The following is a 15,991-nucleotide window of genomic DNA, read 5'->3' on the forward strand; positions in this document are numbered from 1 at the left end:
TTCCTATGAGGATTACAGGGCTGGACCATATAACGGTTAATGTCAGGGACCTGGACCGTTCCAAGGCGTTCTACGGGGATGTGCTGGGACTTAAGGAAGCCGGATCTGTCCATATGGGGGACCATACGCTTACATATTATGAGCTGCCCCAGGGCGTGCGGCTGGAACTGATTGATTATGAAGCCAAGGAAGAGCCGAAGGACATAAAGGAGACGGACACCGGTACCTACAGGCATTTCTGTCTGGTGGCAGAACAGCTGGACGAGGTGTACGGCACCTGCAGGGAGAAGGGGGTATATGTGAGGAAGGCCCCGTCCTATGTGGAACAGCTGGGATGCAGCACCATGCTGGTTACGGATCCCAACGGTGTTGAGATTGAAATCATACAAAGGTGATGGATATGGGATATTTAGCTGGAATTGATCTTGGGACGTCAAGTGTCAAGGTACTGGTCATGGACCCGGACGGCAGGACATTGGCGGTAAGCAGCAGGGGATATGACGTGATGACCCCGAAGATGTCCTACGCGGAGCAGGAGCCGCAGGTGTGGTGGGACTGCACGGTAATGGCCATCCGGGAAGCCATGGAAAAGTCCGGGATAAAGCCGGAAGAATTGGACGGCATCGGGCTTTCCGGCCAGATGCACGGACTGGTGGCATTTGACAGGGATAATGAACCGGTCATGCCTGCCATCATATGGATGGACCAGCGCTCGGCAGAAGAGACGGCCCGGATAAAAGAACTGGCAGGCGGGCTTCTGGACACGGAACTTCTTAACCAGCCCGGGGCCGGCATGATGATATGCTCCCTTCTCTGGCTGAAGAGGCACCGGCTGGATACATATGACCGGATAGAACATGTGATGCTTCCCAAGGATTACATACGGTACAGGCTGACGGGAACCATTGGTTCCGACTATTCGGACGCATGCGCCACGCTGGCATTTTCCGTCAAGGGCAGAAGCTGGTGCATGGAACTGATTAAACGGGCAGGGCTTAAGGAGGATATCTGGCCCGCGGTGGGGGAAAGCTCCCAGGTGGCGGGCCATGTATGGGCAGAAGCAGCTGCACGGACCGGACTGTCAGAACATACCAGGGTGGTATACGGGGCAGGCGACTCCTCTGCCCAGCTTACTGGGAACGGAGTGATAGAAGAAGGAATCATGGCCTGCAACATCGGCACGGCGTCACAGCTTGCGGCCGTGGTGGACCGTCCTTTATATGATACGCAGATGCGCCTGCAGACATGGTGCCATACCGTGGCGGACCGCTGGTATGTCCAGGGCGGGGCGCTGAATGGCGGAAGCACCTTGAGCTGGCTTAAGAAGAAGGTGCTGAGGGATGACCGTCCCTATAGGGAACTGGACGCGGAAGCAGGACAGGTGCCTGCCGGGGCAGAGGGACTTTTATTCATCCCGTATCTGGCAGGCGAGCGCACGCCGTTCATGGACCCATATGCCAAAGGGGTTTACTTTGGGATGGGCATGAAACATGAACAGGCCCACATGATCCGGGCAACCATGGAAGGTGTGATATTCAATCTGAAGGAATGCGCGCTGGTGCTGGATGAGATGGGAATCCAAAGGAGGAAGATGATTGCCTCCGGCGGGGCGGCCAAAGGGGTTACATGGAAGCAGATACAGGCGGATATCCTGGAGATGCCTGTATATACCACAAAGACAGAAGAAGAGGCCTGCCAGGGGGCTGCCATACTCGCAGCTGTGGGCTGCGGCATGTACCGGGATATCAAGGAGGCGTGCAGCCGGATTGTAATAATCAATGACTGCCCCGTGGAACCGGTGATGGAGCATGTGAAGCGTTACAGGGAGCAGCAGGAGCTGTTCCGGGAGCTTTACCTGAAGGTGAAGGATCTGTATCCAGGGCTTAAGACAGAGTAAGGCGCAGGATGCATAAGATCCACGCAGTAAGGGTTTTGCACGGCACAGGTTATCACAGGGCAGTAATTGGACAGAGGGAAAACGACATCGCAGAGGGGACAGATAAATGGAAAAAGTGGCAAATGCATTATATATCCAATCAGGAGGACCCACGGCAGTCATCAATACATCTGCCTACGGTGTGATTGATGAATGCAGGAGGCATCCGGAAATAAATAGGATTTACGCATCCGAACACGGGGTCGTGGGATTGATTGAGCGGAGGTTATTTGATATTACAGATGAGATGGCGGGCGAGAAACTGCTGCCCTCCACCCCATCCATGATATTTGGCTCCTGCAGGTATGAGATTGACGAGGATGACCCGCTGCAGACGGATTACAGGAAGATACTGAAAAACCTTAAATCCCTGGATATCCGGTATATATTCATAAACGGGGGTAATGGCTCGGTAAGGGCCGGGCTGAGGCTGGGCCGGTTTTTGAAATCACAGGCTTATGATTTCCGGCTGATGGTCGTGCCTAAGACAGTGGACAATGACATTTCCTGCATTGACCACGCGCCTGGATTTCCTTCGGCGGCAAGGCATGTGGCGGTTACGGTTTCGGAACTGGCCAGGGACATGATGACATATGACACGGAGCTTATCATGTTCACGGAGGTCATGGGACGCAATACCGGTTTTCTAGCAGCTGCATCCATGGCAGCCAAAAGGATTGATCTGGGGCCGGATCTGATTTATGTTCCGGAAGTGGTGTTCGACCAGAAGAAGTTCATAGGGGATATAAGGCGTGTCCTGGAGAAGAAAGGGAAATGCTTTGCAGTGGTTGCGGAAGGCGTGAAGACAGCGGACGGCAGGTTCCTGTTTGAAGACATTTCCGTGAACCGGGGCATGGACATGCAGAAGAATATGGGCGGGATCACCCCGTACCTGAACCAATTGTTAAGGGATAATTTTGAATGTAAGATCAGGGGCATTGACCTGGGGCTGATGCAGAGATGCGGCGCCCATGATGCGTCGGATATAGACAGGGAAGAGGCGGAAGAACTGGGAAGAAGGGCCGTAAGGGCGGCTGTGGCGGGGGAGTCCCTTAAGATGGTGACGCTCAGGCGGGTTCCCGGCCCGCAGTACCAGGCAGAATATGACCTGGCTGCCCTTGAAGAGGTGGCAAAGGAAGACAACTGCCTCCCCATGTCCTATGTGAATGAGGAAAAGGATTACATCAGGGAAGGCTTTTATGATTATATCATGCCGCTTATCGGGGAGCTTCCAAGGTACACGGTATTGAACAAACGCTATATCTAACAGATTATTACAACATGGAGGTGGCAGACATGTATCACTATTCAGAACTTGGACAGGTAAACACCAGGGAAATGTTTAAGAAGGCATATGATGAAGGTTATGCGGTACCGGCATTTAACTTCGTATCCATTGAACAGTTCAATGGAATCATGGACGCTGTGATTGAGAAACGTTCCCCTGTCATCCTGCTGGCGTCCCCTAACCTGCATAAGCAGCTGGGATATGAGATGCTTGCAAGGATCGTGCAGTCCGGGACGGACCGTATCAGGAACCAGGGGCTTGACATTCCCGTGGCCCTGCACCTGGATCACGGCATGACCTTTGCGCAGTGCGTGGATGCGGTGGAATTTGGATTTTCTTCGATTATGATAGATGGCAGCGCCCTTCCTTTTAAGGATAATGTTGCCCTTACGAAAAAGACCGTGGAATATGCCCATCGGCATGGGGTGACGGTGGAAGCTGAACTGGGAGTCCTTTCCGGCGCGGAAGAGGGCGGTGACGTGGGCCATCACGAAAGCCTGTACACGGATCCGGGGATGGTGGAGGAATTTGCAAAGGAGACAGGATGCGACAGCCTGGCAATCTCCATAGGCACCTGCCATGGCCTGGTGAAGATTAAGGCGAATCCGGACGGTACGCTCCCGGAACTGAGATACGATATCCTGGAGGACGTGATGCGCAGGGTGCCGGGATTCCCCATTGTGCTCCACGGCGCATCTACCATAGAGCCGCGGTTCGTGGACATGATCAATGCCTACGGAGGACATATTGAAGCCGTGGCCGGCATACCGGAAGAGCAGGTGACCAAGGCGGCCAGGATGGGGGTGTGCAAGGTTAACATCGCTACCGACGGCTGGATCAGCGCACTGGCCAATACAAGGAAGATCCTGGCAGAGAACCCGGGGGCAATTGACAGCAGGGTATTCACATTGAAGAACCGCGGCCTGTTAAAGGAAATCTATCTCCATAAGATTGATGTGATGGGCAGCGCATACAAGGCATGACGACAGGGATGATGGACGTGGAACATTTATACTTATCAATGGAAATCGGGGGGACCAATCTCAGGTATGGGGTTCTTGATGGGACATTCCGGGTGCTGGACTTTAAAAAGGAACCCAGCAGGCGCCTCTCAGACGCAGTGGACAAAGGGGAGTATATTGAAGGGCTTGTAAGGCCCTATATAGAGCGGTATGGGAAAGAAAATTTCCTGTGCATGGCCTTGTCGCTGGCTTCGCTGATGAACAGGGAACGCACGGTTAATTACAATTCGCCGAACATAAAGGGATTTAACAACATTTCCCTGGTGGACATCCTTACTGAAAGGACAGGGCTTCCGGTCTATATGGAGAGGGATGTTAACACGGCCCTTCTCTATGAGATATGGAAGGGGCATATTGATACGCGGGGAATCATCATCGGTATATTCATCGGCACGGGACTTGGCAATTCCATGTGCATTGACGGAAAAATCTATATCGGGAACACAGGCTCGGCCTGTGAACTGGGACACATACCGGTCCTGGGATTTACGGACAGCTGCGGCTGCGGCAAGAATGGCTGTATTGAGCTGAAAGCCAGCGGCAGGACGCTCCATCTTCTGGCAGAGGAGAAATACCACTGTCCCGTGTCGGAGATTTTTGAGCGGTATGGGGAAGAAAAGGACGTTAAGGATGTGGTCCATGCCTGCGCCATAGCTGCTGCAACGGAGATTACCATACTGGATCCTGGTTGTGTGGTATTGGGCGGCGGCGTGGTGGATATGAAAGGGTTTCCCATGGAGTACTTCGAACAGACCGTAAAGGAAAACCTGAGGATTCCCTATCCAAGGGATTCGGTACGCTTCATCAGGGCGTTGGGGGATCCTGAGTCGGGTATTACCGGGGCTGCCATCAACGCGGCGGCCAGAATGGGGCAAAGGGTGTAATGAATACTGGATGCTGATGAAAGACGGCATTTACGTATAAAAAACTATTTAAAAGTAGAAGGAGGAAGTAACATGAAAAAGAGAATGATCGCAGCATTAATGGCAACCGCACTGACTGTATCCGCATTGGCTGGCTGTTCCAGCAAACCGGCGGAGTCCGCAGCAGCACCGGCTGAAACCACGGCAGCAGCAACTGAGGCGGCAACCGAAGCAGCCAAAGAAAGCGCTGGGACTGAGGCGGCAACTGAAGCAGCAGCTCCGGCAGGAGAGGGTTCTGACTACCATCTGGCTATCTGCATCCATTCCATGGACAACGAGTACTGGGCACAGGAAGCAGAGGGCGCCAAGCTTGCAGCAGCATCCTACGGCGTGTCGGCAGATGTCCTTACCTGTGACAGCGACGACAACAAGCAGCTGCAGGGAATCAAGGACTACATTGCGCAGTACGGCGACAAGGCTGTCTTTGTAGTTGACCCGTCATCCACAGCCAACACAGCCAACATCGCAGAACTGTGCGAGGAGTCCGGAAACTACGTGGCAATCCTGGCACACAGGGCAGACGGCCTGTATCCAAAGGATTATCCACATTTCGTAGCAAGCCTTATGCTGGATGATATCGCAATCGGCAAGGCAACTGCAAAGGCCCTGTTCGAGTCCATTGGCGGCGAGGGACAGGTTGCTGAACTGCAGGGACTGTTAGGTGATGACTCTGCAACCAACAGGCACAAAGCATTTGAGGAAGCCCTGAAGGATTATCCGAACATCGAAGTGGTTGACAGCCAGACAGCAAGCTGGAGCCAGTCCGAGGCAATGACCCTGACAGAGAACTGGCTGGTTAAATATCCTGATTTAAAGGGTGTTTATTCTGCAAACGACACCATGGCCCTTGGCGCTGTTGAAGCCCTCAAGAACAAGGGACTGAACGGAAAAATCATGGTCAGCGGCTGTGACGGTATCGAGGCGGCCCTGAACGCTGTTAATGACGGCGACATGGTAATCACCAATGCGAACAACGGATACATGATTGCCGGCTACGGCGCATCCTACGCAATCCAGGCAGCCCTGGGCAAATTAGACCCAACCACCATTCCTGACAATGAGCGCCTGATTTTCTGTAAGACAACACTGGTTACAAAAGACAATGCAAATGATATCATTGACAAGTTCATTAAGACCAAGAATCCTGGCTATGACTACAATGACCTGTCATTCTGTATTGACAAATACCAGGAATAATCAGTATCAAGTAGGTAACTGTGAAGTGGGCTTGCCTGAGGGCAGACCCACTTCCTTTAAAAGGGGAATATTGTTCCATAATGACTATGTATATAAGGGGATAATATAATGAAGAATAAATGGGAAGAATCTTTAGCTGCTTTATCCGTGGGCCAGCAGTTTGCTTACAAGGTCAAGGATGACGCAAGGAAAGATAAGATTAGAAGATATGCACCACTGATTCTGTTAGTTATCATGACTATGATAGGAGCAGTTTCCCAGAAGGATTTCTTTACTTGGGGAAATGTGGTCAACATCATGTACCAGATGTCAATCCCTCTTGTAATCTCCGTCGGCCTGACCTATGTGCTGCTGCTGGGCAGCATCGATCTTTCCATTGAAGGGGTCATGGGATTTGCAGGATCATTTGTGGCATTTTTGGTTGTAAACAACTCAAACAGCAATGATTTTGGTATATTAGGTATCTTGTTCGTTATTCTCATCAGTACGTTTATCGGGGCTATAACAGGTATCATCCATGTAAAAGCAAGAATCGCGACATTCATTGTCACATATGCGGTGGGAAGCATCATGACCGGCGTGGCTGTGCTGGTTTACCAGGGCACGCCCATCCAGGTCAAGGATGAACTTTTTGTCGTGCTGTCACAGGGGAAATTCATCGGTATTCCCTACATAACCATCATCGCATTTGCCATCTTCATCATCGGTGCGCTGATTCTCAATTATACGGCCTTCGGAAGGGCTGTGTATGCAATTGGCGACAATGAGACAGCGGCAGCGTCCACGGGAATCAATATCGGTCTTACGAAAATAAAGGTTTTTGCCTTATGCGGATGTACGGCGGGTATGGCAGGCATACTGCAGTGCATACGTCTTAAATTAGGACAATCCAGCATCGGTCTGAATCAGATGTTCCCAGTTGTAACGGCTATCGTCATTGGCGGTGGTTCACTGGCCGGCGGCAAAGGAGGCGCACTGTCCGCCTTTGTCGGAGTTTTGATATATACAGAGCTTGCCAACTGGCTGACCCTGATGGGTGTGGACCCATACGTAAAAAAGGTCATCCAGGGCGTGATCATCATTGTTGCAGTTACCCTTACCATCAACCGTAACCGCAAGACCATATCAAAGTAAGGAGGGGGACACATGGGCGATCTGTTATTCGAAGCAAAAGGCGTTGGAAAGACATATGGAGCCAATACCGTTCTCCGCGATATCGATATGAAGGTCTACAGCGGAGAGGTAATTGGGTTAATCGGTGAAAACGGAGCAGGCAAATCCACGCTGATGAAGTTGATCAGCGGTGTTGAGAAACCTTCCATGGGAGAGATGTTCCTGCAGGGGAAACCCTATTCGGCCAGTTCCATCCTGGATGCCAACCACCAGGGAATCGGCATGGTGTTCCAGGAGCAGTCCCTGGTAGGGAACCTTACCATTGCCCAGAACATATACCTGGGCAGGGAAAAGGGCTATTCCAGGTGCGGGTTCGTCAACTGGAATAAGATGAACCAGGACGCTAAGAAGGCCCTGGGACGGATTGACATGGACCTGGACCCGTCCAGGAAGGTAAGGGACATTGACTTTGCGGCCCGCCAGATGGTGGAAATCGCAAAGGTGCTGGACGTGGTGACGGAAGCGGCAAACGGACATGCAATCATCCTTCTGGATGAGCCAACCACGGTCCTGTCCGACGAGGAAATTAAAAAGCTGTTTGTCCAGGTAAGGAATATGAAGGAACAGGGCAATGCGGTCATCTTCATCTCACACCGCCTGGATGAGGTTCTGGAAATCACGGACCGGATTTATGTGTTCAAGGACGGGGAGGAGACAGCCGTCATGCCCACCAAGGGTGCGGATGTGAACCTTCTCTATGAGAAGATGGTGGGAAGGACCACCACGGGCGAGTTCTATGTGGAGCACAAGCAGACCGTGCCCACGGACGAGGTGATCCTGGAGGTGAATGACTTAAGCCTGTTCGGCGCATTTAACCATGTAAGCTTTGACCTGAAAAAGGGAGAGGTGCTGGGGCTTTGCGGGGTGGAAGGCTCGGGCAAGGAAGATATCTGCGCGGTCCTGGTAGGCGATGCCGCGCCCACAGCCGGCACGATTAAGGTAAAAGGCCGGGAATGCACCTTCCCCAACCCCTGCGCGGCCAGGAAGAAAGGAATCCTGTCCGTTCCCAAGGAACGAAGGGATGAGGGGATGATCGGCCTGCTGTCCATCGAGGACAACATCATTGTCTCACACATGGATGAGCTGTCAAACCACAGTTTCCTGTCAGCTAAGAAAATGCACCAGGTGGCTGAAAACTGGGTTAAGAAAGCAGGTGTGAAATGCTTCTCCATTGCGGAGCGTATTAACCAGTTATCAGGCGGCAACGCGCAGAAGGTGATATTTGCCAGGGCCCTTGAAAGCGGGTGTGAGATACTGATCCTAAACCATCCCACAAGAGGCGTTGATGTCGGCTCCAAGGAAGAGATATATGATCTGGTCAGGGATATGACTGCTGAAGGCCACTCCATCATATTGCTGGGGGATACACTGGATGAGTGCATCGGCCTGTCCAGCAGGATCATTGTTCTCAGGGACGGACTTATCAGGGGAAGCTTTGAGTGTCCGGTTGGCAACAAGCCGCTTCAGCTGGATATTGTCCAGCAAATGATGTAGGAGGGTACATATCATGGCTAATAAAAAGAAAAGCTTTAGTATATCTGATTATTCAAAGTACATGTGCCTCATAAGCATTGTGTTGGTATTTGGCATATTCAGCATTGTGATACCGAATTTCATCGGCGCCTACAGCCTGCAGAATATGATGATTGAGGCAGCGCCCCTGCTTCTCATGGCCGGAGGCCTCTCCTTTGTCATTTACACCGGAGGCATCGACCTGGGCGCAGGGCCAATGGTATCCTGCACCTGCGTGCTTACCGGTATCTATGTGGCAAGGTTTGGCAATGTGATCATTCCAATCATGCTGGTGGTGGGGCTGGCGATGGGCCTTTTAAACGGCCTGCTGGTGACCAAGCTTAAGCTTCCGTCCTTTATCGTTACCCTGTGCACCACCAACTTCTGGTCCTATATAGCCCTGACGCTCTGCCCCAATGGTTCGGAGATCATCCCCATGGACAAACGTTTCATGGTAAAATGGGCCACCCAGAAGGTGGCAGGCATCCCGGTCGTGTTCCTCATCGCGTTGCTGGGAATCGTGCTGCTGTTCATCTTCCAGCAGTATACGGTGTACGGGAAATCCATCTATGCCGTGGGCGCCAACGTAAGCGCCGCAAGGCTGGCCGGTGTGGACACGGACAAAGCGCAGATATCCGCATTTGTAATGAGCGGCGCCTGCAGCGCCCTTGCAGGGGCATTCTACGCGTACAAGCTGAAATCAGCGGTTCCCACCGTAGGGGACGCCCTTACACTGACGGCAATCGCCTCGGTTGCACTGGGCGGAACCTCCATGGCAGGAGGCCGGGGCAGCGTCCTCAGGACCCTGATCGGCGTGGTGACCATCACAGGGGTTACGTCCGGGCTTAACATGATGGGCGTGGACCCGCTCTGGAAGAATATCGTAATCGGTATCATATTGATTGCGGCAGTGTGCCTGAATTCAGATACAAAGGGAAGGGATTTAATCATAAAGTAGGATTCAGGCCCCAATGGCAGAGGACGCCCGGTATTGCGTGGGCGTCTTCTTTTTGTGTTTCTTAAAGCAGCGGCTGAAGTAATTCAAATCGCCGAAGCCAACGTAGAACGCAATATTCTGTACGCTCATCCGGGAAAATGACAGAAGCTCGGCGGCTTTGTCGATTCTGGCCCGGGTGATGTAGTTGGATATGGACTCATGGACCTCCTGGTTAAAAAGGCGGGAAAGATAGGAGGGGCTGACCCGGATGCCCTCCGATATCCGCTTCAGGGTCAGCTGGTCCGCCAGATGGATGCGGATGTAGGTGATTGCCTTGCGGATTATTGGGGAGTACTGGTCCAGGCGGTTTTTCTGGACAAAACGGCAGTAGACGCTTATCATCTGGGATTTGAATTCCTCCAGCTCCTTCAGGCTGTTGGAGTTCTCTATGAGCATGGCAAAATTGGAGGAGATGATGTCCAGGTGTACGGGATGGATACCCGCTGTTTCCGCACTTTTGCGCAGCATGGTGTTGAGGGAAAAACTCAGGTTCTTGGAGGTCCGCACCGGATCCTCAGTGCGGACAATGGAACGGCTGTCCATGGAAAACTGGCGGTAATACCTGAGCGCCATGTCCTGGTTCCCCTGGGCGACCTCCTGGAGCAGGAGCTTTTCATAGTAGTACCTGTGTTCCAGAAGCTCCATTGTGGCCTCCTCCACCCCCTGGGGGGACAGGGAGGAGACTTCCTGGCTGTATCTGGCCTGCGGTTCATAATGACGGTAGGGGACTTCATCCCCATATCCGGTTACAACCTTCAGGGCGGTGCGCATGGCTTCCAGCATATAGGAATTGCCTACAATGGGAAGGGACAGGCAGAACTGGTGGAAGGGCACCAGCAGGGACAGGTTTTTCCCATTGTCCTGAAGCACCTGTTCGCAGAAGTCCGTGCCGGCCTGGCACGTAAGGTATGGGCCGGCAATCATTGCCCTGCTTTTATTGTCATAGAGGAAGAGGTTGAAATTAAGGCTTAGGAAGTCCGTTATGTGATACAGCACCAGAGGCTCAAAGGACAGGACCATGGATTCTGTGATGAAGAAGGGAAAGTTCTCCTTCAGGAAGTCCGGCAGGTGTGACTTCAGGCAGGCTTCAATCTCTTCTATGCAGACAGTGCAAAGGGATACCGGGACCTGCAGGATTGCCTCGATGAACTGCCTGGATATCATGGCCTTTTCATGCTGGGAACAGACGGGGGAGCTGTTTGGGCTGGCGTCCTTTAAATTCCCTTCTTCTGTATTAACCTTTTTGAAATCTGATTTCTCTCCTGATTGCTTCCGTCCATCATCAATCGTTCTATTCATATTTACCTCCCCGGAGCATATTTGAAAATGCCCTCTCCCATCTCTTCCTCCAAAATCCCCATTTGTACGAAATCCACAAAAACCTCTCTCAAAATCTATCTAATATCGCCAAATCAATATGACAATATATTACTAATTAGTATTATATACTCCTAACCATTGAAAATCAAGTGTGTTAAAATAGTGTTACAAAATAAAGCCGGCGGATAACCATAAAATGTATAAAACAGGGAGATAATGATGATGGAGAAGACAAAGGGAGCGGTAAGGCAGTACAATGACGCGAAGCTGTGGCAGATTGGTTTTTTCTCACTGAATAACTGTGCAACGAACATTGCCATGTTTCTGATGATGCAGTATTCATATTTTACACAGAACGTGCTGGGGCTGGCGGCTGCCATTATCGGGCTGATTGCAACGGGCACGCGTATCTTTGACGCGGTGACGGACCCGCTGGTGGGATTTATGGTGGACAGGACCAATGGACGTTTCGGTAAGTTCCGGCCCTATATGCTGGTGGGTAATATCATTATCTGGCTAAGCCTGATTGTGATTTTCAATACCCCGGCCCACTGGAGCGTGAACCAGAAGTACGCGTTTACGACTGTGTTTTATGTTATTTACATACTGGGGTATACCTGCCAGACCGTGGTTACCAAGGCAGGGCAGGCTGTCCTTACCAATAATCCCGGACAGCGTCCGATTTTCGCAGGCTTCGACAGCGTGCTGACCCAGATGGCAAGCGCCCTGGTCCCCATGCTGATTACCACCATCCTGGCTGAGAAATACTCAGTGGGGGAATTTTTAGGCCAGGACGGCAAGAGCCTGGGTATGATTAACCCTGCCATGTGGAAGGAAGCTGTCCTGATCCTGGCAGCCATATCCTTTGTGTTTACCGTATTGGCAATCATCGGAATCAGCCAGAAGGACAGGCCGGAGTTCTTTGGACAGGCCGGTTCACAGCCCAAGGTAAAGTTCAGGGATTATAAGGATATCGTGATGCACAACCGCCCTATCCAGATGCTGATCATATCCGCTGCAACAGATAAGCTGGGACAGCTTCTTATGAGCGGCACCATGACGTATCTCTTTGCCAACATGCTGCTTGATTCCAAGCTTCAGGGTGTATTTTCCAGCATACTGATTGTTCCCCTGGTAGCGATTTCCATTGGCGGAGTGTTCGTATCCAGAAGGTTTGGGCTTAAGCGCACCTTCCTGGTCGGCACCTGGGGTTCCATGATCATGCTGGCCATCATGTTTGTGGTGGGCCCTGACCCAAAGGCCCCGGCTATCTTCCTCGGGATGTTCCTGGTGCAGAAATGCCTTGCCAGTATGGGCAATTCCGGCATCATCCCCATGATTGCGGACTGTACGGATTATGAGCAGTACCGCAGCGGACGCTTTGTTCCAGGCATGATGGGGACCATGTTTTCCTTCATCGACAAGATCATCTCATCATTTTCAGCCATGATCCAGGGATTTGCCCTGACCCTGGCAGGTGTGGGCAATGTTGTGATCCGGCCCAATGAGCCGGTCAATGATACATTTAACATGGCCATCATGATCTGCTTCTGCATCGTTCCCATACTGGGACATGTTGCCACAATCATATCCATGCGCTGGTATAACCTGGATAAGGATAAGATGGCTGAAATCCAGGATGAACTGGAATCCAGACGGGCGGCATAGATGCGGGCTGGATGATGAAACTAAAATGATTAAATTGAAGTAGAGAAAGGAATGGGATATGACAATGGCAAAAGCCTCGGTTCACTATTACAAGAATACAAACGGCCCCACAATCGGGGTGACGGTAAAGCCGGTAATTGAAAAAGACGGCCTGTATTTCAGGGATCTGACAGGGGACGGAATCCTGTCCCCCTACAAAGACTGGAGGAAGTCACCGGAGGAAAGGGCAAGGTCCCTGGCAGAAGAACTATCCGCAGATGAAAAGATAGGCATGTTGTTTGTAAATTCCTGGAAAATGGGAATCTACCAGGAGGATAAATCCAAGGTGGATGAATCCGGCCTTTTGAATGAGGAGATTGTGGAAAAGGACGAATCCATTTTCAATGTGGAAAAGACATATGGCACCACCTATACCCTTAAGGAGATGGGAATCCGCCATCTGATCCTGCGCCAGAACCCAAGGCCGGAGGAGCTGGCGGAATGGGTGAACCAGCTGAACCAGGTGGCTGAAGCATCGGAACACGCGGTCCCGGTAATGGTCATATCCAATTCCCGCAACGAGAACGGAGAGATGGTGTTCGGGATGAATGACGCCGCAGGTGTATTCGCGGCCTGGCCCGGCACCATGGGGATTGCGGCGGCTGTGAAGGGAAGCGGCCTTGGGCTGATTGATGATTTTGCGTCCTGCATCCGCGAGGAGTGGGACAGCGTGGGAATGAAAAAGGGATACATGTACATGGCGGACGTGGTAACGGACCCCAGGTGGCAGCGGACTTACGGAACCTTTGGGGAGGACCCGGATCTGGTGTGCAGGATTATGGAACGTCTGGTTCCCGGCATACAGGGCGGAAGTGATGGGGTCACACCGGAGGGCGTGGCTGTGACGATTAAGCATTTCCCGGGAGGGGGAGCACGGGAAAATGGATTCGACCCCCACTATGCGCAGGGCCAGTGGAATGTATATCAGACAGAAAACAGCCTTCAGAAATACCATATTCCCGCATTCCAGACAGCAATAGACAAGAAGGCCTCCTCCATCATGCCGTATTATGCAAAGCCATGTAAAGGCAAGAGCCGGCCACAGTATGACCGGAAGGGCCGTCAGATTGAAATGGAACCAGTGGGGTTTGCATTTAACCAGGCATTCATACAGGGGCTGCTGCGGGAGCAGATGGGATTTGAGGGATATGTGAACAGCGATTCCGGAATCTCCAATAAGATGGCCTGGGGCGTGGAAATGCTGGACATCCCTTCAAGGATTGCCCTGGCAGTCAACAATGGGGTAGATATCATAAGCGGTTCCCTGGATGTGTTTTCTGCAAGGGAGGCCTATGAACGGGGGAAAAACGGATACTACACCACCATGGGTCACCCCGTGCCGGAGGGATTTACCGCGGAACAGCTGACCCTTTCGGATGAAGCCCTGACAAGGGCGGCAATCCGCACGCTCAGGGAGAAGTTTGCACTTGGTATGTTTGACAACCCATACCGGTGTCCGGATAAGGCTGCGGAGGTCATTGCCAGGAAGGAGCATTGGGACGCCGCGTATGAGGCGCATCAGAAATCCGTGGTACTGCTTAAAAATGCCGGAAATGTACTTCCCCTTACCAAAGAAAAGCTGTCCGGCAAAAGAATCTATGTGGAATGCTTCCGGGCAGACGGGGAAGCGGCTGCAAAGGAAACGGAAGCAGTCAGGGAAACCGTGGAGAAGCTTGTGAGGGGAAATGTGGAAATGGCGGATGGGTCTGCCCGTGAAGGCGGGGATATCTGCCTGACCCAAACATATCAGGATGCGGACTATGCCCTTCTCTTTATAAGCCCCAGTTCCGGTGAATACTTCAATGCAACAAAAGGATATCTGGAACTGGATATCTGTGAGGACAAAGAGGTGGCGGATGTGGACGGGGAAGGACGGCCAGCCGGCACATTCCACAGGGAAACCACGCTCTGCGGAACAGGACGGATCCGGGAAATCAGCGGGGCTGTGCGAAAACGCGGGGGAAAGGTGATTGCACATATTAACTTCACCCTTGCATGGGAGGTGGGCAATGTGGAACCATCTGCAGACGCGCTCCTGGCAGGTTTTGACACCTACACGGAGGCGGTGCTGGATGTGGCTTTTGGCAGGTATGCCCCTTCCGGGAAAATGCCCATTACACTTCCAAAGGACGACAGTGTCATACGGGTGGACAGCACCGGGGTATGCATTTCCCCCAATGATGTGCCGGGGTATGACAAGGACCTGTATATGCCGCAGGAGATGAAGGATGGGAACGGCAAGGCGTACGCTTACAGGGACAGCCAGGGGAACTACTATGAACTGGATTTTGGGCTGTCTTATGAGGGATAGGGTATCCTGTTGATGGAAGGATATTAGAGGTATTGCACAAAAATGAAAAACTAATTTGTTGCATATTACTTATTGACAGAAGAACTATTTTTATAAAGGGCATATACGTAACAGTTTAAACTGGATGGTGGGATTGGGCGCATAAAAAATCCTTGCATGTAATGATAAGAAATGTTACAATATAAATATAAAAAGGAACAACCGCCCACAAGGTGGGTTGACCTGTATATTGGATATAGAAATTCCACCCTGCTACTGGTCAAGTTTTGGGGTGGTTTTTCTATGTTAAGCTAGTGACAAATCAAATAAATGAATGTCAGTAACGCCAAAATAAACATTCCAAAAGCCATAAGGTCTTTAAAATCGAAATGTTTCATAGACATCACCTCCATCCTATGTAGAATGAAGGTCAACGCCACCCTGCAACACGATTGCTCCCTAAGAAAAGTATAGCATATATACAAAAAACGGCAACATATTCTTTTATCAGCAGCCCTGCTTCGCAGTCTGCGTGCAGTCTGTTGTAAACTGACCTGAAGACTGCTTATAATAACATAAAAAGCCGCAAGTCTGTCGGTATTGCTGGCAGAAGGGGTTCTAACCAG

12 protein-coding genes are annotated in these 15,991 nt (G+C 51.6%); 11 read left to right on the plus strand and 1 reads right to left on the minus strand.

What is annotated here, in order from left to right; translation table 11 throughout:
* Positions 1-5: 5 nt before the first annotated feature.
* From MCJ35_RS30825 to MCJ35_RS30865, 9 genes are all read left to right on the plus strand, one after another.
* Positions 6-395: a VOC family protein gene (locus tag MCJ35_RS30825; RefSeq protein ID WP_025483700.1), complete on the plus strand. Its 390-nt coding sequence runs from the start codon at positions 6-8 to the stop codon at positions 393-395.
* A 5-nt stretch (positions 396-400) separates the two neighbouring features.
* Positions 401-1,897 carry a xylulokinase gene (gene xylB, locus MCJ35_RS30830; RefSeq protein ID WP_240299754.1) on the plus strand — a complete coding sequence of 499 codons (1,497 nt, stop codon included), beginning with the start codon at positions 401-403 and terminating at the stop codon, positions 1,895-1,897.
* Positions 1,898-2,003: 106 nt separating this feature from the next.
* Positions 2,004-3,203, plus strand: a complete 1,200-nt coding sequence (locus tag MCJ35_RS30835) for a diphosphate--fructose-6-phosphate 1-phosphotransferase (RefSeq protein ID WP_025483698.1) — start codon at positions 2,004-2,006, stop codon at positions 3,201-3,203.
* Between the two features lie 29 nt (positions 3,204-3,232).
* Positions 3,233-4,207: a ketose-bisphosphate aldolase gene (locus tag MCJ35_RS30840; RefSeq protein ID WP_008721138.1), complete on the plus strand. Its 975-nt coding sequence runs from the start codon at positions 3,233-3,235 to the stop codon at positions 4,205-4,207.
* A 17-nt stretch (positions 4,208-4,224) separates the two neighbouring features.
* A complete protein-coding gene (gene alsK, locus MCJ35_RS30845) occupies positions 4,225-5,130 on the plus strand; it encodes an allose kinase (RefSeq protein WP_162158522.1) in 906 nt (301 codons plus the stop codon).
* 72 nt (positions 5,131-5,202) lie between these two features.
* Positions 5,203-6,366, plus strand: coding sequence for a sugar ABC transporter substrate-binding protein (locus MCJ35_RS30850; protein WP_025483697.1), 1,164 nt, complete (start codon positions 5,203-5,205; stop codon positions 6,364-6,366).
* Between the two features lie 108 nt (positions 6,367-6,474).
* On the plus strand, positions 6,475-7,500 hold the full coding sequence (locus tag MCJ35_RS30855) for an ABC transporter permease (protein WP_008721144.1): 1,026 nt from the start codon (positions 6,475-6,477) through the stop codon (positions 7,498-7,500).
* Positions 7,501-7,512: 12 nt separating this feature from the next.
* Positions 7,513-9,033, plus strand: a complete 1,521-nt coding sequence (locus tag MCJ35_RS30860) for a sugar ABC transporter ATP-binding protein (RefSeq protein ID WP_034576666.1) — start codon at positions 7,513-7,515, stop codon at positions 9,031-9,033.
* Between the two features lie 13 nt (positions 9,034-9,046).
* Positions 9,047-10,009, plus strand: a complete 963-nt coding sequence (locus MCJ35_RS30865) for an ABC transporter permease (RefSeq protein WP_008721147.1) — start codon at positions 9,047-9,049, stop codon at positions 10,007-10,009.
* Between the two features lie 3 nt (positions 10,010-10,012).
* Here the strand turns inward: MCJ35_RS30865 and MCJ35_RS30870 are convergent, their stop codons facing one another.
* Entirely contained in the window at positions 10,013-11,212 is a 1,200-nt protein-coding gene (locus MCJ35_RS30870; RefSeq protein WP_008721149.1) for an AraC family transcriptional regulator, read from the minus strand.
* Between the two features lie 378 nt (positions 11,213-11,590).
* On the opposite strand from MCJ35_RS30870, the gene MCJ35_RS30875 reads away from it, so the two are divergent.
* Together MCJ35_RS30875 and MCJ35_RS30880 are read left to right on the plus strand one after the other, a co-directional pair.
* Entirely contained in the window at positions 11,591-13,036 is a 1,446-nt protein-coding gene (locus tag MCJ35_RS30875) for an MFS transporter (protein WP_025483693.1), read from the plus strand.
* Between the two features lie 58 nt (positions 13,037-13,094).
* Positions 13,095-15,386, plus strand: coding sequence for a glycoside hydrolase family 3 protein (locus MCJ35_RS30880; RefSeq protein ID WP_025483692.1), 2,292 nt, complete (start codon positions 13,095-13,097; stop codon positions 15,384-15,386).
* Positions 15,387-15,991 lie beyond the last annotated feature (605 nt).

The sequence above is a fragment of the Enterocloster sp. OA13 genome, from assembly GCF_022440595.1.
In the GTDB taxonomy this organism is placed as follows: domain Bacteria; phylum Bacillota; class Clostridia; order Lachnospirales; family Lachnospiraceae; genus Enterocloster; species Enterocloster hominis.